19 protein-coding genes and 1 pseudogene are annotated in these 18,847 nt (G+C 65.3%); 10 read left to right on the top strand and 10 right to left on the bottom strand.

Annotation, left to right across the window (positions count from 1 at the left end):
* Nucleotides 1-3 precede the first annotated feature (3 nt).
* Complete coding sequence (locus BJF87_RS09645) at nucleotides 4-912, bottom strand: glycosyltransferase (RefSeq protein ID WP_262338924.1); 909 nt, start codon at nucleotides 910-912, stop codon at nucleotides 4-6.
* On the opposite strand from BJF87_RS09645, the gene BJF87_RS09640 reads away from it, so the two are divergent.
* Nucleotides 913-1,929, top strand: coding sequence for a LysR family transcriptional regulator (locus tag BJF87_RS09640; protein ID WP_084813162.1), 1,017 nt, complete (start codon nucleotides 913-915; stop codon nucleotides 1,927-1,929).
* 48 nt (nucleotides 1,930-1,977) lie between these two features.
* On the opposite strand, the gene BJF87_RS09635 is transcribed toward BJF87_RS09640, so the two are convergent.
* Both BJF87_RS09635 and BJF87_RS09630 read right to left on the bottom strand, forming a co-directional pair.
* Nucleotides 1,978-4,017, bottom strand: coding sequence for a relaxase/mobilization nuclease domain-containing protein (locus BJF87_RS09635; protein WP_075863007.1), 2,040 nt, complete (start codon nucleotides 4,015-4,017; stop codon nucleotides 1,978-1,980).
* The gene (locus BJF87_RS09630; protein WP_075863006.1) at nucleotides 4,018-4,515 is read right to left on the bottom strand and encodes a plasmid mobilization protein; all 498 of its coding nucleotides are present in this window, start codon (nucleotides 4,513-4,515) and stop codon (nucleotides 4,018-4,020) included.
* Between the two features lie 395 nt (nucleotides 4,516-4,910).
* Here BJF87_RS09630 and BJF87_RS09625 point away from each other — a divergent pair, with 395 nt between their 5' ends.
* The 4 genes from BJF87_RS09625 (at nucleotide 4,911) to BJF87_RS09610 (ending at nucleotide 8,120) form a co-directional block, all read left to right on the top strand.
* Nucleotides 4,911-5,561: a hypothetical protein gene (locus BJF87_RS09625; RefSeq protein ID WP_075863005.1), complete on the top strand. Its 651-nt coding sequence runs from the start codon at nucleotides 4,911-4,913 to the stop codon at nucleotides 5,559-5,561.
* Nucleotides 5,542-5,985: a hypothetical protein gene (locus BJF87_RS09620; RefSeq protein ID WP_075863004.1), complete on the top strand. Its 444-nt coding sequence runs from the start codon at nucleotides 5,542-5,544 to the stop codon at nucleotides 5,983-5,985. Before BJF87_RS09625 ends, BJF87_RS09620 begins: the two co-directional genes overlap by 20 nt.
* Nucleotides 5,986-6,027: 42 nt before the next feature.
* Nucleotides 6,028-7,119, top strand: a complete 1,092-nt coding sequence (locus BJF87_RS09615) for an IS630 family transposase (RefSeq protein WP_075863003.1) — start codon at nucleotides 6,028-6,030, stop codon at nucleotides 7,117-7,119.
* A 164-nt stretch (nucleotides 7,120-7,283) separates the two neighbouring features.
* Nucleotides 7,284-8,120 carry a hypothetical protein gene (locus BJF87_RS09610; RefSeq protein WP_139319438.1) on the top strand — a complete coding sequence of 279 codons (837 nt, stop codon included), beginning with the start codon at nucleotides 7,284-7,286 and terminating at the stop codon, nucleotides 8,118-8,120.
* A gap of 35 nt (nucleotides 8,121-8,155) precedes the next feature.
* Here BJF87_RS09610 and BJF87_RS09605 read toward each other — a convergent pair whose 3' ends face one another.
* From BJF87_RS09605 to BJF87_RS09580, 7 genes are all read right to left on the bottom strand, one after another.
* A complete protein-coding gene (locus BJF87_RS09605) occupies nucleotides 8,156-8,950 on the bottom strand; it encodes a Fic family protein (protein WP_075863001.1) in 795 nt (264 codons plus the stop codon).
* 82 nt (nucleotides 8,951-9,032) lie between these two features.
* Nucleotides 9,033-9,269, bottom strand: coding sequence for a hypothetical protein (locus BJF87_RS09600; RefSeq protein ID WP_075863000.1), 237 nt, complete (start codon nucleotides 9,267-9,269; stop codon nucleotides 9,033-9,035).
* A gap of 97 nt (nucleotides 9,270-9,366) precedes the next feature.
* A complete protein-coding gene (locus tag BJF87_RS09595; protein WP_075862999.1) occupies nucleotides 9,367-9,561 on the bottom strand; it encodes a hypothetical protein in 195 nt (64 codons plus the stop codon).
* Between the two features lie 22 nt (nucleotides 9,562-9,583).
* Nucleotides 9,584-10,270, bottom strand: coding sequence for a hypothetical protein (locus BJF87_RS09590; protein WP_075862998.1), 687 nt, complete (start codon nucleotides 10,268-10,270; stop codon nucleotides 9,584-9,586).
* Nucleotides 10,271-10,302: 32 nt separating this feature from the next.
* Nucleotides 10,303-10,470, bottom strand: coding sequence for a hypothetical protein (locus BJF87_RS26255; protein WP_187346483.1), 168 nt, complete (start codon nucleotides 10,468-10,470; stop codon nucleotides 10,303-10,305).
* 21 nt (nucleotides 10,471-10,491) lie between these two features.
* Nucleotides 10,492-10,737, bottom strand: a complete 246-nt coding sequence (locus BJF87_RS09585) for a redoxin NrdH (protein ID WP_075862997.1) — start codon at nucleotides 10,735-10,737, stop codon at nucleotides 10,492-10,494.
* A 655-nt stretch (nucleotides 10,738-11,392) separates the two neighbouring features.
* Complete coding sequence (locus tag BJF87_RS09580; RefSeq protein ID WP_262338922.1) at nucleotides 11,393-12,034, bottom strand: DUF3560 domain-containing protein; 642 nt, start codon at nucleotides 12,032-12,034, stop codon at nucleotides 11,393-11,395.
* A gap of 249 nt (nucleotides 12,035-12,283) precedes the next feature.
* Here BJF87_RS09580 and BJF87_RS09575 point away from each other — a divergent pair, with 249 nt between their 5' ends.
* The 5 genes and pseudogenes from BJF87_RS09575 to BJF87_RS09555 form a co-directional block, all read left to right on the top strand.
* Nucleotides 12,284-13,312, top strand: coding sequence for a tyrosine-type recombinase/integrase (locus BJF87_RS09575; protein ID WP_075863065.1), 1,029 nt, complete (start codon nucleotides 12,284-12,286; stop codon nucleotides 13,310-13,312).
* The gene (locus BJF87_RS09570) at nucleotides 13,309-13,635 is read left to right on the top strand and encodes a helix-turn-helix transcriptional regulator (protein ID WP_075862996.1); all 327 of its coding nucleotides are present in this window, start codon (nucleotides 13,309-13,311) and stop codon (nucleotides 13,633-13,635) included. Before BJF87_RS09575 ends, BJF87_RS09570 begins: the two co-directional genes overlap by 4 nt.
* Nucleotides 13,636-14,669: 1,034 nt before the next feature.
* Nucleotides 14,670-15,926, top strand: a complete 1,257-nt coding sequence (locus BJF87_RS25435; protein WP_139319437.1) for a hypothetical protein — start codon at nucleotides 14,670-14,672, stop codon at nucleotides 15,924-15,926.
* A gap of 2 nt (nucleotides 15,927-15,928) precedes the next feature.
* A complete protein-coding gene (locus BJF87_RS09560; RefSeq protein ID WP_075862994.1) occupies nucleotides 15,929-18,475 on the top strand; it encodes a TrlF family AAA-like ATPase in 2,547 nt (848 codons plus the stop codon).
* Nucleotides 18,433-18,729: pseudogene (locus BJF87_RS09555) on the top strand (transposase); the annotation flags it as partial. The gene BJF87_RS09560 and the pseudogene BJF87_RS09555, both read left to right, overlap by 43 nt.
* Between the last annotated feature and the right edge of the window lie 118 nt (nucleotides 18,730-18,847).

The raw sequence follows: 18,847 nt of genomic DNA, 5'->3' as shown, positions 1-18,847 counted from the left end.
CGGTCAACGATGAGCGGTGGCGCGTGCGCGCAGCTGTAAAGCTGTGCGGCGCACCTGCATCGTGCGCGAATTGATACTCGCGACGGCGAGGTCACCGCGCGGGATCCGCCAGTGGCGGTTCGCGGCGAGTCGTTGCACGAACTCATGGTGCTCGCTCATCTGCGTTCGCATGCCCAACGTGCTGGTGATCGACGTACTGCTGACGCGAAATGAGGCGAGAGTCGCGGGATCGCCGACGAATGAACCGGTTCGGAGGAGTCGGGTCCACAGCTCCAGCTCCATCGGAAAGGTGAAGTCACCATCGAACCCGCCGACCGCATCGAAGTCTCGCCGGCGAAACATCACCGCGGCCGGTGGGCCGAGCGGATTCCCGCCGCTGCGCACGACCTTGCGGATGACCTCGCGCGACGGACGTCTGCCGGTGAGACCTCGCAGACCGCGGTCACGTCGCACCGCCCGCCCGGCATCATCGATCATGTCGACCCGGCACGCGACCAGCGCCACGTCGGAGTCGTCACTCAGGATCGAGGCCTGCCGTTCGATGCAGTCGGGCGAGATCAGATCGTCGGCGCAGAGCAGCTTGATCAGGTCGCCTCGCGCCGATTCGACTGCAGCGTTCCAGTTGTCGGCGAGCGGGAGAGTCGTCTTGTTCCGTTCGACGCGAATCCGCCCATCGCGCGCCTTCCCTAGAATCTCCGCCGTCCCGTCGGTGCTGTTGTTGTCGAGAACCACAATTTCCATCTCATCCAGCCGCTGTGCAGTCACGCTCGCGAGTGTGGCCCGCAGATGATCAGCGGCTGGTACGCAGGGATCACGATCGAGACGGGGGGGCGAGCAATCACACCGTAATCGTAGGCGAGTACGTCTGTCATGACGGACTGAGGCACGAGCTCTTCGGCACTGCTGCTGCACGTGCAGGACCAGTTATTGTCTGTCGACCAATCAGTTGAAATATGGCCGCCACGACAACACAACGCCAGTTGTCTCCGATATAAGTACTTGGTGTCAAGACAGAGGCCGCCGTTGAACCTACTCGCAACTTTCCTCGCGGTGTACAAGTCCGGCACCTTGAGTGCAGCGGCCCGCACGCTGGAAGTATCTCAGCCTACAGTCACTAATCATCTTCGTTTGCTCGAAGAATGGTATGGAACAGACCTTTTCACTAGAGAGTCCAACGGTGTGCGGCCGACGCCGCTCGCTACAGAGATCGCCAGCACGATCTCGATCCATATCGAGAGCCTCGACCGTTCACTGGGCCAGGGTGAACACATCGCGCAAGGCCAGCGGCGGGTCGTCATCGGCGGACCGCTGGAATTGATCTCTGGCATCCTCGTTCCCGCACTGAAACATAGTACGGTCAACTTACCGCGCATCGACTTCACCATCGGGCGATCACAGAGCCTGCTTGAGGGGCTCATGGACGGCTCCATCGACCTGGTGGTGTCCAGCGTCAGGCCGCGTGAACAGGCCCTTGTATCGCGCCCTATCGCCGACGAGGAGTTCTGGCTGGTGGCCGCCCCCTCTCTCTCGATCACCGAATCTTCGGTGTCAGCGCTATCTGCTCTTCCGTACGTGACGCTCGATGAGAGCTTCCCCATAATCAGGCGCTACTGGAACAGCGTGTATGCCGCAGAACCGCACTTCAACCCGGCCGTAGTGCTGCCCGACCTCACCGCGATCCACGCTGCAGTCGTCGCGGGCGTCGGGGTGTCAGTGCTGCCGGACTACTTGGTTGCCGAGGATGTACGGCAAGGGCGCCTCGTCCGCATAGATCCCCCCGAAGAGCCCCCGCTGAACACCGTGTTCATGGTGATGCGCAAATCGCTTCTTCAGATGCAGAGTGGAGTAGTCAATGGTCTGGCCCGCTACATCGTTACTCAGCTGCGCAAACAAGTGAGCGACGGAGGGGCCACGACGTCGCAAAGCTAGCGTACGACACCTGCTAGCTTCCAAAACGTGCCACCCGCACATTGATTCTCAGCGCCCGCGTTTGGCGTCTTCGCGCGTCGGTGTCGGGGATGTGCGCGGCGCCGTTATGCTCGCGGTGCTCTCACGCACCGGCGTGTAGATGCGGCCGGCATAGTGGCGTTCGGTCGCACCGATCGCGGCCCGGATCTGCGCGGCCTGACGGACATGGCCTTGGGCGGCCATGGCGTCGCTGATCGCCGCGCTGGTCGCCAGGACTTGCTTCATCACGGCGAGCCACAACAGGGTGGTGTCCTCACGGCTGACGCCCAGCATGGTCGCCGCGACCCGACGCGCGGAGCTGCGGCTGCGCGCCGCGGGTGCACGGGTCGGGCGACGGTGCCCCGACACCGAACTCAGCGAGTCCGCGAGCCGGTTGAGGTGCGCGGCATCAGCAGGGTTGGCGGTGCGTGCAGCAGCGCCGACCGCGGCCGCGGTGTCGGCGGCGGCGGAGTGCCAGCCCCGTGAGGTCTTGACACTGACACCGGTGACGGTGCGTTCCCACCGACGCGCATCCTCGTGCGCGCCGCGCGCAGCATCCGGGTTGGCCTGCCGCGTGTGCGCGGTGCCGCTACGGGTGCGCGCCCAGGCCGCGGCCGCCAACTTTCGATGACTCTCGCTATCGGGCCACCGGCCGCGCAAGTCTTTCAGGGCGAGGCCGTCACCGAGGTAGCTGGCGTTGCGCCAGATCGGTTTCCCGTCGGCGTCAGCGGCGATGCTCGGGCGCAGCGCAACGACGTACCCAGCGACCTCGGTGGTGGAGCCTTTGGCGAACCGTGGCCGCGCCAGCAGCTCGGGGTGGGCGCGCAGCGCGCCCGCGTAGTCGGCCTCGGTCGCCGCCGTGCGTGCGATCGGGGAGAGGAGGTCGCGCAGCCGCTCCGACAGATCGACGTCGTCGCCGGGAACGGTGGTGTCGCGGCCGGTGCTTGACGTGGTGGCGGTGCGCTCCTGCCCACTCGCGCGGGTGTCGGAGTCGCGGCGGGTGCGTGCACCGGGGGCGCGTTCGTCGGCGTGATCCCACGCCGACCGCGCATCCGCGCGGGACTTGTCGTCGTCGATCCAACCCTCCCGCAGACGGGGGAGCGAGAGGTCTTCGGCGAGCTTCTTGCCGCCGTGCATGACCGGCTGGCCGTGTTTGTTGGCGTACTCCGATGCGGGCAGCCCGACGCTGAATCCGGTGACCGCGTTCGGATCGCTCTTGTCGTAGCGGGCCGAGCGGATCACCAGTCCGTCGGCGCGCACCAGGCGCACGAACTCGGCTTCGCTCTCCGCGGCCGCGGCGGCGACCCGAACCCGGCGCGCGAGGATCACCGACGGCGCCTCAGCGATACGCGGCTCGGCGCCGTCGACACCACGGGTGGCGGCGTCTTGAGCGTGCGAGCGGCCGCGGGCCGCCATGTTCTTGGTGTAGCTCGACAGCACTTCCATGCCGTACTTGGCTTCCAGATCCCGGGCCACGCGTTGCGCGCGGGCGTAGTCGCCCTCGTTGCCGCCGCGGGTCGGGTGCGGCCGCCACTTGGCGACCACGCTGCCGTCATCACGCACCCGCGAGGCGGCGATGTGAATGTGGTCGCCGCCGTTCTTGGTCACCCCGTGACGGATCGCTACCCAGCGCGCATCGGCGGCGTCCGGGTCGTCGAAACCCATGCCTTCCATGAAGTCATGGGCGATCGCCGACCAGGTCGCGTCGTCGAGCGCCGCAGCGTCCGGCGGCAACGACAGCGAGCAGTGCCACACGTTCTCGTCGCGGGTCGCTTCGGCGATCGCGGCTTTGCCTTTCACGCCGCGCTCCTGGGCGGCTTTGAGTGCGGCGGTGTCGCGTCGGGTGACCTCGGTACCGAACACCACCCGCGCCTCATCGAGTGCATGACCCAGCTCGTAGGCATCGGCGCGGCCCATCTCGGCACCGGCACCGCCGGCGGCGAACACTGCACCCGAGGACGCGGCCACCACGTGCGGGTTGGTGTGCTCGTTCGCCTTGCCCGGACCGGCCAGATACATCACCAAGCCCTGCATCCGTGCACCCGAGGAGATAGCCGGAATCATCGGCATCTACACCGACCACCCTTCGCCCTCGGCGGCGGTGATCGGACCGCTCGGTGTGTCACGCTCACCGTCGACGTCGGTCTTCTTGGTTGCGGGAAACGACACCGCGAACACCTCACCGAACGCATCACGCACCCGATCCGACGCCCGGTGTACCGCGTCGACGGCGGCCTCGAAATCGGCCGGCACCGCACGCTCACTGTTGGCGTGCCGCGCAATCTGGTTCATGTTCACCGCGATCCCCGACAGCAGATTGCGGATCTCGGTGGCTTCCTTCCACGCCGCGACCTTCTCGGCGTGATTGACAGGCATGCCGCCGGCGGGGGACAGGGCGCCGGTGACCAACAGACGTTGCACCGTCATGCCGGCGTCCTCGGCACGAGTACGCAGCTCCGCGTCCTCGGCCGGGCTCACTTTGAGCACGATCCGCTCATCCCGGCCGCCCGGATGGTTGCGGCGACGTCGACGACCGAACGCGCGATGAGTGTTCTCCGACTCCGTCATCGCTGCGTCCTTTCGGTGCGTCGTTCCCGGCCCTGGCCGCCTCAGCCCAGCGCAGCGACCCACCTGTGGGGACTACCGCGCAGACCTGGGGTCTGTGCCCCTCACCGTACCGACGACAAGGACGGTGAGCAAGGTTTAGGGCACCTAAACGATAACTTGCTCCCGTGAGTCGGGTGCTTTTGGTGTGAGCGCGCGTGCGCGCGGGGTTACCGAGTCCACGCGCAGCGTGGTCGTTTTCCGCCGCTGTCCCAGCGGCCCACCGGGCGGAGACTGGTGGCGAAACGTCTGCTGGGGACAGCGGAGGAGTGGGCGGTTGGTCGCCTCCGGTGTCCGGCCGACGGCACGCCAGGACTCACCGAAGATGTGGTGTCGGTGCTGGCTCGTAGAGTGCTGCCATGACCGACTCCGCAGGTGCCGGGACCGACGATCCGTACCTCCCGCTGGCGTTCTCAATGCACTCCACCCCGGGCGCGTACGCGGTCCTTGCCGGCGCCGGTGTGTCGTTCGGCGCGGTACCGACAGCGTGGGAGATCGTGGTCGACCTCGCGCAGCGGGTCTGCCGCGTCCGGGGTGACGAGGCGACTGCCGTGACCTTGAACGGTGACACCGTCGAGGACTGGTTCGCGGCGACCTTCAATAGGCCGCTGACATACGGCGGCATCCTCGCCGAAGTCGCGCCGGCACCGCACGAACGCGGAGCAGTGCTCCGCGAGTTCTTCGAACCCACCGACGTCAGCGAAGCGGCGGCGCTACCCGAACCGACCGACGCGCACCGGGCGATCGCCAGGCTGGCCGCCGACGGCACCGTGCGGGTGATCGTAGCCGCGCTCCGCGAGGTCGGGGTCGAACCTCGAAGAGGTGGTCGAAATTCATCGTCACCAGTCGTCGTGGCCACCGACAGCGCCGCCGAAGGACTGCCGCCACTGCACACCGTGGAGTGCTGCGTGGTGCACCTGCACGGCAGCTACCGCGACGCCAGCTCCATGCTTCAACACCGACGACGAACTCGGCAACTACAAGCCGCACATGCATGCGCTGCTGCGTGACATCGTGGGCTCCCACGGACTCCTGATCGCCGGATGGTCCGCGCAATGGGACCACGCCCTGCGCGACACTCTGCCCGGCAACTACCGACCCTTCTACACCTCCGCGTGGATCAACCCGAGCCCATTGAAAGGTGATGCACGCGAGGTTGCGGCCGCGCTCGGTGCGCGCGCTTTCGAGGCGACCGCCGACGAAGCATTCACCCGGCTGGCCGACGCGGTGACGGCCATGCGCATCCGGCGGGCGCGCCACCCACTGACCGCAGCGGTGATCGTCGACCGGATCAAACGCGACCTGGCCGGCGCACAGCCGGCCATCACCGCCCACGACACCTTCGCTGCAGAGACCGGGCGCGCCTGGAAGGACTCGACGCGCTCAACCTCACCCAGTTCCACCTCAAGGACCGCGGCGCGTACGACGCACTAGTGTCCTGAGTCATTAATTTCCGTTCGGTTGTTAGGCTAGGGAATGGCAACCCGGGGTCCGCGAGCAGTGGATATTGTTCTGACCGATGACGAGCGCCGTGAGCTCGAAGGGTGGGCGCGTCGGCGAACGACGGCCTCGGGTTTGGCGATGCGCTCACGAATCGTTCTCGCCGCCGCTGATGGCGGTTCGAATACTGAAGTGGCACAACGACTCGGCCTCAACCGCAGTACCGTGCGGCGCTGGCGAGGCCGGTTCGTCGAGCACCGCTGCGAGGGGTTGCTCGACGAACCCCGGCCCGGGCGACCTCGCACCGTCGACGACGAGCAGATCAAAAACTTGATCACCGCAACTCTCGAGACCACTCCGAAGAATGCGACACACTGGTCGACTCGGTCGATGGCCGAGCATCTCGACATGTCACAGTCAACCGTGTCGCGTGTGTGGCGGGCGTTCGGATTGGCTCCGCACAAACAGGATTCGTGGAAGCTGTCGAAAGATCCCCTGTTCACCGAGAAGGTCCGCGACGTCGTCGGGCTCTACATGAACCCACCCGAACGTGCCCTGGTGCTTTGCGTTGACGAGAAGACCCAGATCCAAGCTCTCGATCGCACCCAGCCGATCTTTCCCATGCTCCCGGGCACCCCGCAACGGGCCAGCCACGACTACGTGCGCAACGGCACCTCCAGTCTGTACGCGGCGTTGGACATCGCGTCGGGAAAAGTGATCGGTTCGCTTCACTCACGGCATCGGGCAACAGAATTCATCGGATTTCTCCGCAAGATCGACGCCGAGGTGCCCGACGAGCTCGACGTCCACCTGGTCATGGACAACGCCTCTACCCACAAGACGCCCGCGGTCAAACGATGGCTGACCTCGCACCCACGATTCGTTGTCCACTTCACCCCGACGAGCTCATCCTGGATGAACCTCGTCGAACGCTGGTTCGCCGAACTGACCACCAAGAAGCTCCAACGCTCCACCCACCGCACCGTGAGAGCGCTCAACGCCGACATCAGAGCATGGATCGAGACCTGGAACGACAACCCCCGCCCCTACGTGTGGGTCAAGACCGCTGACCAGATCCTCGACTCCATCGCCCACTACTGCACACGAATTAATGACTCAGGACACTAGTAGCCCAGATCGACGAGGGCTGCACCGTGCCGGTGGCCGCGACAGCAACCCTGGCGCGATGGGGCACCGCCGACACCGACCGGTGGTGGCTGCCCGTCATCGAGCAGTGGGCACACGTCACCCGTGCCAGCGGCCACACCATGGCTCTCGAATTGCCCACCCTCGTGGCCACCCGCCTCGTCTACGCCGCCGGCCTCGGCGCTATCGCCGCCAATCGCTACGACACCCTCGCTCGGATCTTCACGGTGCCAACCGTGGACGACCGACTCGACAGATCGCTACTCGCCCTCACCGACTGGGCGCGACAACATGGTGAGACCAGCGAGAGCGTGCGCGGCCCGATGCGCGAGCGATTCGCCGAGACCGTGCGTGATGCACTCGGACTGAGCCAGGCGCGCTTTGACGCCGTGTGGCAGGAATTCGAAGTGCTCCGCATGACCGCACAGATCATGACCGACCCCGAGTTCCGCACCTACCAAACTCGGGCCACAGAACCAATGAGTGCCGAACGCACTGCCCGCCCTGCCGCGCGATCACACAACGCTGATAGCGACCACCACCGCCAGACCATCCACGAACTCGATGAAGCACTACGCCCACTGGCCCGCATGGTCAGCAGCTACCGGCCGCACATCGAAATGCTCGACACCATGACCCGGACCGGCGGAAGGGAACGATGGATCAACCCTGTCGCGCAACGCCTCATCGAGCGCCCCGACCGCAATCTCCTCGAGGCCTTTGGCGCCCTGCCCCGCAGCGATGATCCGGCGGCCCAAGCATTCGCTTTCAGCGAGGGAACAGCTGCCGCGAGCCCATCGGAGGCGTCCGCGGCCGCACGCCTGGTTCACCGCACAGCGGCAGTCTCGGTCGCACTACGCGCAGCGGCGGCGTGCCTGAACGAACTCGCCGATCAGGCTTGCCACCACACGCTCAACCGCTCACCGGGCGTCGCAATGTTCCTACCGAATGAAGTGTGGCTGGACGACGAGACGCGAACCTGACTCCCGCCTCACCGCACCGGGGCGCGGCGAGCCCGTCAGCGCTCGCGTCCCCCCGGACCCCGCTCACGCCCGGTCCCGCGGCGACGGGGATCGCTGGACGGCACCCCCGACCCGGAGGTCGGCGAGCGTCGGGAGGTGCCGCGGCTGGCGATCCGTGCCGCGCGCTGAGCATCGGTCTCTCGTGCGGCGGCGCGCTCGGCCGCAGTGGAGTGTTGGGGTGTGAGGGGTTCGGCGATCCGCGCGAACACCGGAACCATGGTGTCGGGGACGGGCTCGAACGCACCGCGATCGGGGTGGGAGAGCATGGCGGCGTTGACCCACTGTTGCGGTGTGACGCGGCCGTAGTCGAGTCGGTAGCCGGCATCGGCGGCGAGCTGGGACATGAACACCTTCGCCGCGCGGCCGTTGCCTTCGCGGTAGGGGTGGCTCATGTTGATCGAGGCGTAGACGGTGGCGGCCTCGACAGCGAACCCGCCGTGGTCCAGGTCTGTCCAGTCGACGGAGGCGATGTGGTCGCGGGCGTGGTCGAGGTAGCGGCCGATCTGGTTCGGCTCAGCGAACGGCAGGCCGTCCTTGCTCAACGGGTAGGTGCGCGGTACGCCGGCCCACTCATAGATCGGGGAGAACAACGCGGCGTGGATGGTGTGTAAATGCTCGGCGGCGTAGGTGCGGGCGATCGGGATCTGCCCGTCGACGATCATCGCTTCGCGGTGCGCGGTGATCGTGTATTCGGCCGCGGCGAGCGCGTCAGGATCGGTGATGCCGAGTTTGTTGGCCAACACGGTGGTGCCGGGGATGAACGTGGCGTCCCAGTCATCCTGTGCGGTCACTCACCCTCACCTTCCAGACACGACGACGGCACCACCTCGACGAGGCGGTGCCGTCGTGAACAACTACACGGATTGTGGGCGGTCAGCCGAGGGCGTGTGCCGCTCGTGAGCCGGTCGCCATGGCGACGGCTTCGGCGATCACTTCGGCATCGGTCAGTTCGCCGCGCGCCGACCGGGTCAGCAGGTCGACGTCGGCGCGTTGCGGGTCCCAACCCTCGAGGACGTTGTTGTCGATTGCCTGCACGACACCACGGATCTGGGTATCGGTGAGACCGGCGAACAACTCCGGCCAGCGGGTGATCCATCGTGACTCGATCATCGCCGCACCTGCCTTTCCTGAATGTCGCGTCGTACTCAGTTTACCGATCATCGGCTCTCCCACGGTGGAGACTCTTCTCCGACCTCGGGGGGTGTGATCAGAACAGAGCGATTTGGTCGCGCGCGGCGAGTTCGCCGGCACGCTGGTGGGCTTGGTCAACGGCAAGCTTTGCCGTGGCGACGGGGATCGCGAGTTCGAGGGCGATGTCGGCCCAGCTGCGGCCACGCTGGCGCATGTCGGCGGCGAGATCCTGGATCTCGCGGTCCTGGGCGTCGGGGTCGTCGTCAGTCATCACGATGGCCGTGCCTTTCCGTTCAGATGCGGGCGAGGGTGTCGCGGATGGCCAGCCACCGGGTTTCGGCGGCCTGCTGGTGTGCGGTGAGGGCTGTCCAGTGGCCGGCGAGTTCGGCGGTGGGGCGTTCGGCGGTCACTTGGGTCATGCGGGCCAGTAGTGCGCGGTAGCCGCGGCGGTACCAGCCGTCGATGAGGGCGGCGGCCAGGTGGGGCAGGTCGGCGCTGTCGGCGACGGGGCGGCCGTGCCGCGGGGAGGCGATCTCGAGCATGACGCTGCGGGTGCGGGTGGTCAGTCCTCGATCGGCAAACCGCGCATTGACCAGAACCGGTGTGGCGGGGCTACCTTCGTCGAGCAGCGCAACGGCGGTGTCGAACACGTCCTGATGCACAGCACTGAGGAACACCACACTGCCAGCGGAAAGAACCATACTGGTGGTGCCGGCCTCGCGGTCGGCACGGGACCCGATCAACGCGTCGACGACCTGGCGGGCCCGGGCCGGTGGCGCCCACAACAGTGCGGTGAGCATGTCCAGCTCCAGGGCGAGGGTGTTGTCGACCTCGGCGGTGTCGTCCCCGATGGTGCCGGTGAGGGTGAGGTCGTCTGCGGCGGTGACGGTTTCCAGTTCGGGCAGCGGTTCGATCGCGGTGGCCGGCGGCTGCGGCACATCAGAGGGTGCGACCTCGGGGTTGTCGGCCATGACGATCACCTGCTGTCTCCTTGTTCGTGTCGGTCGGTGGTTTAGGCGACGTCGCTGCGGACGCCGGTGAGGTCTTCGTACGCCCACTGTTCGCATTGTTCTGCCAGTTCGGCGAGCTCGTCGCCGTAGCGGGGATCACCCTCGGCGTAGGCGCGTTCGGACTTCGCCCAGTAGGCCACGGCACGCTGTGCGTAGTCGGTGGAAGGCATGTGTCTCGGTTCCTTTCCCTGTCACGCGGCCGTAGAGGCGAGTGCTTTGATGCGGTCGGGGCGGAATCCTGACCAGTGGTCGTCGCCGGCGACCACGACGGGGGCTTGCAGGTAGCCCAGGGCCATCACGTAGTCACGCGCGGTGTCGTCGGTGCTGATGTCGATCACCTGGTAGTCGAGGCCCTGCTTGTCGAGGGCTTTGTAGGTGGCGTGGCACTGGACGCAGGCGGGCTTGGTGTAGACGGTGATCGTGGTGTTCTCGCTCATGGTGTCGGCCCTTCTCTGGTGTCGTCGCGAGTGCTTGGATGTTGCGTCTAGTGTATCGCGTATTACGTTGCCGTGCAACTGTTTTCGCTGTCCACAGACTCTTTTCGGGGTGTCTGGTGGTGGTGCTTTTCCTGATATCTGCCGCCCATTCGCCCAGGCGGGGCGTGTCAATGGAGTGCAGGGAAGAAGTCGCCGCGAAATAAGCGTCGCCGAGCGTCAGCGAGGCAGAGCGCGTGGCGAGTTGTTGCCGAAGCAGAATTGACGCGGTCCGGTTGGGCGCCATGACAATTCGGCAGGCCAGGCAAAGCCCCGGAAGGCGAGCGCGGCGAGATGGTTGGTGCGAGGGATCTTCGGCGGTCGCCGCCTATGACCCTGGGGGAGGAGAGACGGTGCGGAAGTCTGGGGGAGTCCTCGCGTCTCCCCTCCCAGGGAGCTTCATCTCGGTTGTGTGGCAACGTGAGAATGAATGCTCGGCCACGATAGCAAACCGCCGGTTCACAGACGCTGTAGTCGGCGTGCGCGGACGTGACTCGCGGCTGCTTCGCTGCGGGAGTACTGGCGGGCGGTGGGCGCGTAGCGCCCTGCGGCGCTTGGCGGCTCGATGCCCGAAGCACCGGACCCGCCCCGCCGTCGCGGGGTGGGTCCGGCTGCTTGGTCACGCCGTCGCCGCGCCCTCGGAGCTCTCGGCAGCGTCGGCGGGACGGTGGCCCTGGATTTCGGCATACGGCACGGTGTGGCGGATCATGCGGCCGCCGAACGGTGCCGGCGTCTCGACGCTGACGGTCTTCTTGTTGGTGCGCAGCACGGGCGTCCAGCCGTGGTGGCGGATCTTGACCAGGTCGCCGGCGGTGATGGTGTCGGCGCTGTAGTCGCCGGCGGCGCCGTCGGCAATCTGGGCGGTGCGGATTCCCTGCCAGTAGGTGATGGTGGCGGCGCGCTCAGCCATGCGGGCGATGAGGCGTTCGCGGTACTCACCGGTCGCCGCTGTGGTCTTCTCGGTGTGCTTGACGCCTCGGCCGTCGGTGAACAGGGTTCGGGTGTGTCCATCGAGGGCGCGTTGATCGGCGCGCTGCTCCGCTTCGAGCTTATCGATGCGGTTGGCGACGGTGACCGGGCTGTTGCGTAGTTCGGTCGTGCGGGCGGCGGATTCGGCGCGGCTGGCGGCGCGATCGGCTTCGCGGTCGGCGGCCACGGCTTTACCGAGGGCGTTGTGGGCGCGGTCGATCGCGCGGCGGTGCCGGCCTTCGCTGTGGTGGCCGACCTTGATCGGCTCGCCGCCCGGGGGGAGCGCGGCCAACCGAGCGGAACTGCAGCTGATGCAGCATTCCACAATCCGGCGGAAACCTGTCTATCCTCGTCGAACCGACGCGGCAACCGAGCATCAGGCTATCGGATAGCAGCGCTGACCAGACAAAAGTTCCCCTTGTGGCATCAATGTTGCGTCTGATACAACAGCTAGGTGAGTTCCGACGCACCGGGTTCTGCGCATCTGGTCCTGGCCGACAACGTGGTTCATCTCGAGCCTGCTCCAGCGGTCCTGGAGGCGATGCTGCAGGGATGGCGTCGCCAGCAGTCGGCGCGGTTTCTGAAAGAGTCGACGGTTGCGCCGCGACTGCGATTGATCCGCAGGTTGGTCGAGTTCACCGGCTCGTATCCGTGGCAGTGGAATCCCGCCGATGGCGAGGCCTTCATCGATCACCTGCGCAACGGCGAGCAGCCCAGGTCGGTATCGACCGCCCGCGGTTACGAGGTCGCGATCGACATGTTCACCGACTTCCTGCTCGATTCCCGGTACGGATGGGCAGCGGTGTGCGAAGAGCGATTCGGACAGACCCCGCAGCAGATCTTCCACGAGGGCAACTCGATCGCGCATCGCGTGGACTACGAGGGTGACCCTCGACGCCGGGCGTTGACCTTCGACGAGGTACAGGCACTGTTCGACGCCGCTGACGCCCGACCGCAACAGATCGCCGCACGTGGGGTGAAAGGGGCCTTGAGCGCGGCTCGAGATTCCGCGGTACTCAAGATGATCTACGCCTTCGGGCTGCGACGCACCGAGACAACACGACTTGAACTTCCCGACCTGCGACGCAACCCGAAAGCGCCGCAGTTCCGAGACTTCGGAGTGACGATGGTGCGGTACGGCAAGTCGTCAAAGGGCGCGCCGCCAAAACGGCGATCGGTACTGCTGGTGCCGGAAATGGACTGGATTGTCGACACCCTCGATCACTGGCTGACGGATCTGCGGCCACGGTTCGCCCCCGGGAAGCATCCGGCCTTGTGGGTGACCGAGCGAGTCGGGCGACTCTCTCCGCGGTCTGTCAACGAGGCCTTCGTCGCAGTCCGGGAGGTCGCCGGACTGGACCAGTGCCTTGACGTGCACTCGCTCCGGCACTCCTATGTCAGTCACCTCCTCGAATTCGGCTATCCGGCAAGGTTTTTGCAGGAGCAAGTGGGACATTCCCATGCGGCGACCACCGCGATCTACACTCACGTATCGCCGGAGTACCGCAACAAGCTGCTCGAGTCGGCGCTGCGAGGCAAGCTCGGCGCGGACTGGGATGTGACAGCGTGATCAAGAAAATGGGCTACCAGTGGCGGCTGCGGCACCTGATGGCCGAGCGCGACCTGTTTCATACCTCGGATCTTGTTCCGCTGCTGGCCGAACACGGAATCCGGCTGTCGCGGGAACAGGTGTACCGGCTAGTCACCCAACCCCCGCAACGGTTGAACATGGACGTACTCGTCGCCCTCTGCGACATCCTCGACTGCACACCCAACGATCTGATCCTGCCCGAGGTGGTGCACCAGCAGGTGCGCAAGACCGTCGGCGGTGTCACCGCATCCTCCGAAATCACAGCGCGTCGGTCGGTCATCCGCCGCCCCGGACAACAGTGACCACTCGCGACCGACACCGCTCGGAACGCGTGACCGAGGAACTCGCTCAGATCAGAGTGCGGATCGTTGAAGCGGCGTGCGCGGCGGTGCCATCGCTGCGAACCGCCGACGTCGATTCGGCGTTGGCCACCGCCAAGGCGGGCAGGCCGCAGCAAATCCGCGGAATTGAGCGCCACATAACCGAATTCCCCGACGCTTTCACCTCGCAATCCAGCCAGTGCCCCGCCGCGTTCGACCGGCTGCTACGCGCGCTCGCGACCGCAGGTCATGCCGTCGCAGTTCCGACCTGCACCGGGTGCGGCCGTACCGACGTTCCGCTGCGGCACCGCACACCGGACGGCCGTCGGTGCCAGCACTGCTCATGGAAGGCCAGAACCGCACAATGCCGGCGCTGCGGCCATCAGCGGCCGGTTGCGCGCAGAAACGATGAAGGGCCCCTCTGCCGCGCATGCTACCGAGCCGACCCAACCACCCACCGCCTTTGCGCTCGGTGCGGCCAGCGCCGACCCCCGGACCGGCGCCGTGAGGACGGCACTCACCTATGCGGACCATGCGCCCACGTGATCACTTGCACCCGCTGTGGGCAGACCGGACGCATCGCCGTCCACACCGTCGACGGCCCGCTCTGTCGCTCCTGCCACTCGCCCTCCGCACGAAGCTGCGGATATTGCGGGCGGGAGGGGGAGATCGTCGTGCGCGGCAGGGACAGCGCCCCGGACCGATGCCGCAGGTGCTACACGCACCGCAAGGCTGGCACCTGCGTCGTGTGCGGTCGGGTCCGTAAAGGAAGCCGCTACCAGCGCTCAGCCTTCCACTGCCACAGCTGTTGGCCCCGCCGCCCACGCCAGTGCACCGACTGCGGCCAGATAACCCGACCGCACGCGACCTGGCCCCTGGGCACGATTTGCCGCCCGTGCTACCTCCGCCGCACGCGAGACCCTCAGCCGTGCGACCAATGCCACACCCTGCGCGTACTCGTCGGACGGTCCAGCGCCGGGACGAACCTTTGCGGACCATGTAGCGGCGCACCACACTTGGACTTCTCCTGCAGGCGCTGCGCGAATCCCGGCGATATCTACGCCGACGGTCTGTGCTCGCGCTGCGTGGGCTACGATCGCGCTCTCACCCTGCTCACCGCCCCAGACGCCGGGACCGTGCCGCAGCAACTGATCCCTCTGCTGGATGCCCTCGCCACCGTGCCCGGTCCGTCCCTGGTGAAATGGGTCAATCGCAGTGCCACCGCGAGAATGATCGGCACGTGGGTTGCCGACAAGGAGAACATCTCCCACGAATCCTTGGATCGTCTACCGCAAAACAACATTACCCGCGAAATCCGCCAGACTCTGGTAACCATCAGGGTCCTCGCCGAACGCCACGAACCATTATCTCAACAGCAACTGTGGGTCGCGGCCCTTCTCGACGGCCTGCCCGCACAGCAACAGCGAATCCTTCGGCCGTATGCCGAATGGCACATCCTACGCAGAGCCCGATTCAAGGCAAGACGGGGACGTTACGTTCACGGCTCAACTCGGCACGACCGCCGCAAGCTCCGCGCTGCAGCGCACTTCCTAGACTGGCTGGACACCATCGGGGTCGAACTCGCAAGGGCAACCCAGGCTCACCTGGACCACTGGGTCACCGAGCACACCAGCAGAGCCGCTGCGCTCGCCCCCTTCATAACCTGGACCTCCCAGCGCCGGCTGACCTCTGCCCTCACGATTGCAACCCCGCCACACGCCCGACCGTCACAGTTCCTCACCAGCCACGACTACCACCAGCAGCTACAACGATGTTTGAGCGACAACACAATCCCCCTCGAGGCCCGGGTCGTCGCCGCGCTGGTCCGCCTCTACGGTCTGCCTGTATCTCGGATCCTTGTGCTCACCGTCGACCTATTTCACCGCGACGGCAACCACGCCTACTTGACCCTCAACGAACATCCCGTTCTGCTTCCGCCGACGCTTGCCTCGCTAATCCAAGAACTCATCGGTGCTCGCGTGCCCTCGATGTTCCAAGAACGTGACGGCCCGGGCTACTTGCTGCCCGGACGGCCCCCGAGTCAGCCTCGCAGCCAGAATGCGATCAGCCAGACGCTGACCCGGTACGGACTTTCGACGCTGGCCGCCCGCAATACCGCGATGATCGAAAACGCCGGTCAGCTACCCGCCGTCGTCATCAGCGAGCTGTTCGGCATCCATATCACGACAGCACACCAGTGGACCGAACTCGCGGCGACAAGCTGGACGGAGTACCTTGCCGCCGACAGCGACACATCGACGGAGCAGGGGTAGCAGTGACGGTTCCAGACGCCAACAGACCGGGTGCCGACTGGGTGCGCGCAGCCCTACAGGTCAATCCTTTCGGCTATGTCGGCCATCCGGCGCCGAGCGATTCGTTCGCAGACGAAACGACTTACAACGCTGCACTCTTGGACGCGTGTGAATCACTGGGCATAACGCTGCTCGCCGTTACAGATCACTGGAAGGCCTCGACCGCGAAGGGTCTGATCAAAGACGCAGCTGCACGGGGCATCGTCGCTCTCCCCGGCTTTGAGGCCAACTGTCACGAGGCCTTCCACCTCCTGGTCCTTTTCGAAGCCGGGACAGACCTGGACTCGATCACGGGATGCATCGGTGCGTGTGGTGCTCCCGACGACGATCCGCACGGGCCGGGGGAGAAGACTTTCGCGGAGATTGTGGTGGCCATGGGAAGTAGAGGTGCCGTCGTTATCCCTGCGCACGTTAACGTCGCGACATCCGGGCTCTTGTCACGCGTACAGGGGAAACCGCTGCAGAAGGTCGTTAAACACGACGGGATTCTCGCTCTAGCCACATGTCCAGCGCAACCATTGTTGGCAGATCAGTCAGCTATCCTTCGCAACGCAAAACCCTACGAGCGTGCGCATCCCCTGGTCGAGATCTACGCGGACGACATCTCACATCCGGATGCGCTGCACGAGATCGGTGCTACAACTTGGTTCAAGATGGCGACCCCGTCGCTCGAGGGCCTTCGGCACGCATTGCGCACACCTGAAACTCGTGTCCGCACCACGCGGCCGTCAGAGCCACGCGGAACGCGGATCACAGGAATGAACTGGACGGGTGGCTTCCTCAATGAGGTGTCAATCCCGATCGGATCGGACCTCACGGCCCTCATCGGTGGCCGCGGAACTGGGAAGTCCACGGTCATTGAGAGTCTGCGGTTCGCTCTGGATCAACCCCCAGTCGGACAAGAATCAAAGCGTGACCACGAGAACGTCGTGAAGAAGGTGCTGGGGCCCGGCACCGTGGTCCGTGTCGAGGTAAGCACCTTTCACCCTGCGCCGGAGCGGTACATCGTTCAGCGAACGGTCGGCGATCCGCCCCTTGTGATCGATGCAAGCGGCACTGTGACACAGCAGTCTCCAAAAGACGTTGTTGGCGACATTGAAATATTCGGACAGCACGAACTCGCCGAGCTCGCAGGCGACAAGGCAATGCTAGCCAAGTTAGTTCGACGCCTAGGTGGCGACGCTGTCGCCGAGCAGGCCCGACCTGCGCTCGTAGAACAGCTGCGGAAGAACCGGCTCGACCTGGCTGAGATCGAGCGCCAGCAAGGAGACCTTGAAACTGCGCTCGCTGACATACCCCGACTCGAAGAACAGATGGGGCGCTATGTGGCGACCGATCTCGAAACAAAGTTGGCCGCGGAGAGGGTCATCGCTGATGAGCGCGCGACCTTTAGCGAGTACCGTCGTCGAGTGGACGCGGTAGAGAACCGAATAGCAGATTTTAATGTCTCGGCACTCGTAGATCAGATCCGTGGAGACATCACAGAGTCGACAGCAGGACCGCGAGCAACCGAGTTGAACCGCGCTCGGACAGCCCTGGAGGATCTCGCGACGACAATCGAAGAAGCTTTCGCCACGATTCAAGAGGCTAAAACTACGAGTAAGACTTCCGTCGAAGCAGCGGCCTCAGCGTGGTCAGCAATAGTTCAGCCAGAACTCGATGAGCACGCGGCGACAAGACGCGAGCTCGTTGAGGAAGGACACGATCCGGACAGCTACCTCAAGACGGCGGAAGCGCTTAAGCGCTTACGGATTCGTGCTGAAGAACGCACCGTCCTAGCAGGGCGACATGCCGCTCTCGCTAGAGAACGATCCGAGCTACTTGGCAAACTTGCGATCTGTGACGCCGACATCGCCACCGAGCTCAATGCGGCCATCGGAGCCACTAATGCTGTTACGAAAGGAAAGGTCGTTGTTAAGCCGGTCGCCAATCCCGACCGCGAGGCGATCAAGCAGGTGATCAATGACCGCTTCAGTACTGCACGGACACAGATCATGGCAGCCATTGATGACAGGGACTTCTCAGTCCGCAGCTTCGTCGACGCCGCACGACAAGGCGCGGAGCAGCTTGCCAGATTCGGCGTCATCGGCGCCCAAGCGACGACGTTAGTAAGCCACGGCGAGGCACTACTGCGCGAACTTGAAGAATTCAACGTCGGGTTCGCAGTTGACGTCTGCCTCAATGTCGCTGAAAGCGGTACAGACTTAAGGCGACTCGAAGACCTATCGAAGGGTCAGCGAGCGACTACCCTGCTGTTGATGCTTCTGAGCGTAACCACTTCACCCATCGTCATCGACCAACCAGAAGACGACCTCGACAACCGATTCGTCTACCGGGGCGTGGTGCCACACTTGCGGTCACTCAAGGGCGAACGCCAAATCCTGGTAAGCACGCACAATGCCAACGTGCCGGTCTTGGGAGATGTGAAACGCCCCGGGTTTGTCGGAGGCTCTCGAATCTGTGAAGGATGGAGAGCATGGCAGCACCACGGAAGTACAGCGTTGAGCTGAAGGAGCGGGCGACGCGGATGGCGGTGGAGGCCCGCAAGGACCCAGCCACGCGACCAGGGGCGCTCAAACGGATCGGCGATCAACTCGGTGTGCACCCGGAGGCGCTTCGCACCTGGGTCAAGCAGGCCGAGATCGATGGCGGGGACCGCCCGGGGACCACGACCAGCGAGGCTGAGCGGATCGCGCAGCTGGAACGGGAGAACCGGGAGTTGCGGCGGGCGAACACCATCTTGAAGCAGGCATCAGCTTTCTTTGCGTCAATGCCATCCTGAGTAGGCCCGGCGGGATTCGCTCGTTTCTTTGCTGCCCCAGCTTCTGTTGGTGGCTTATCCCGATGTGCGGTCCTGCCGGGTCCCGGACGATCGTCCGCGT

The sequence above is a fragment of the Gordonia sp. CNJ-863 genome (assembly GCF_001942325.1).
Lineage (GTDB): Bacteria > Actinomycetota > Actinomycetes > Mycobacteriales > Mycobacteriaceae > Gordonia > Gordonia alkanivorans.
The sequence above is the reverse complement of the archived record's forward strand: the minus strand, read 5'-3'. Positions and strand labels throughout refer to the sequence as shown.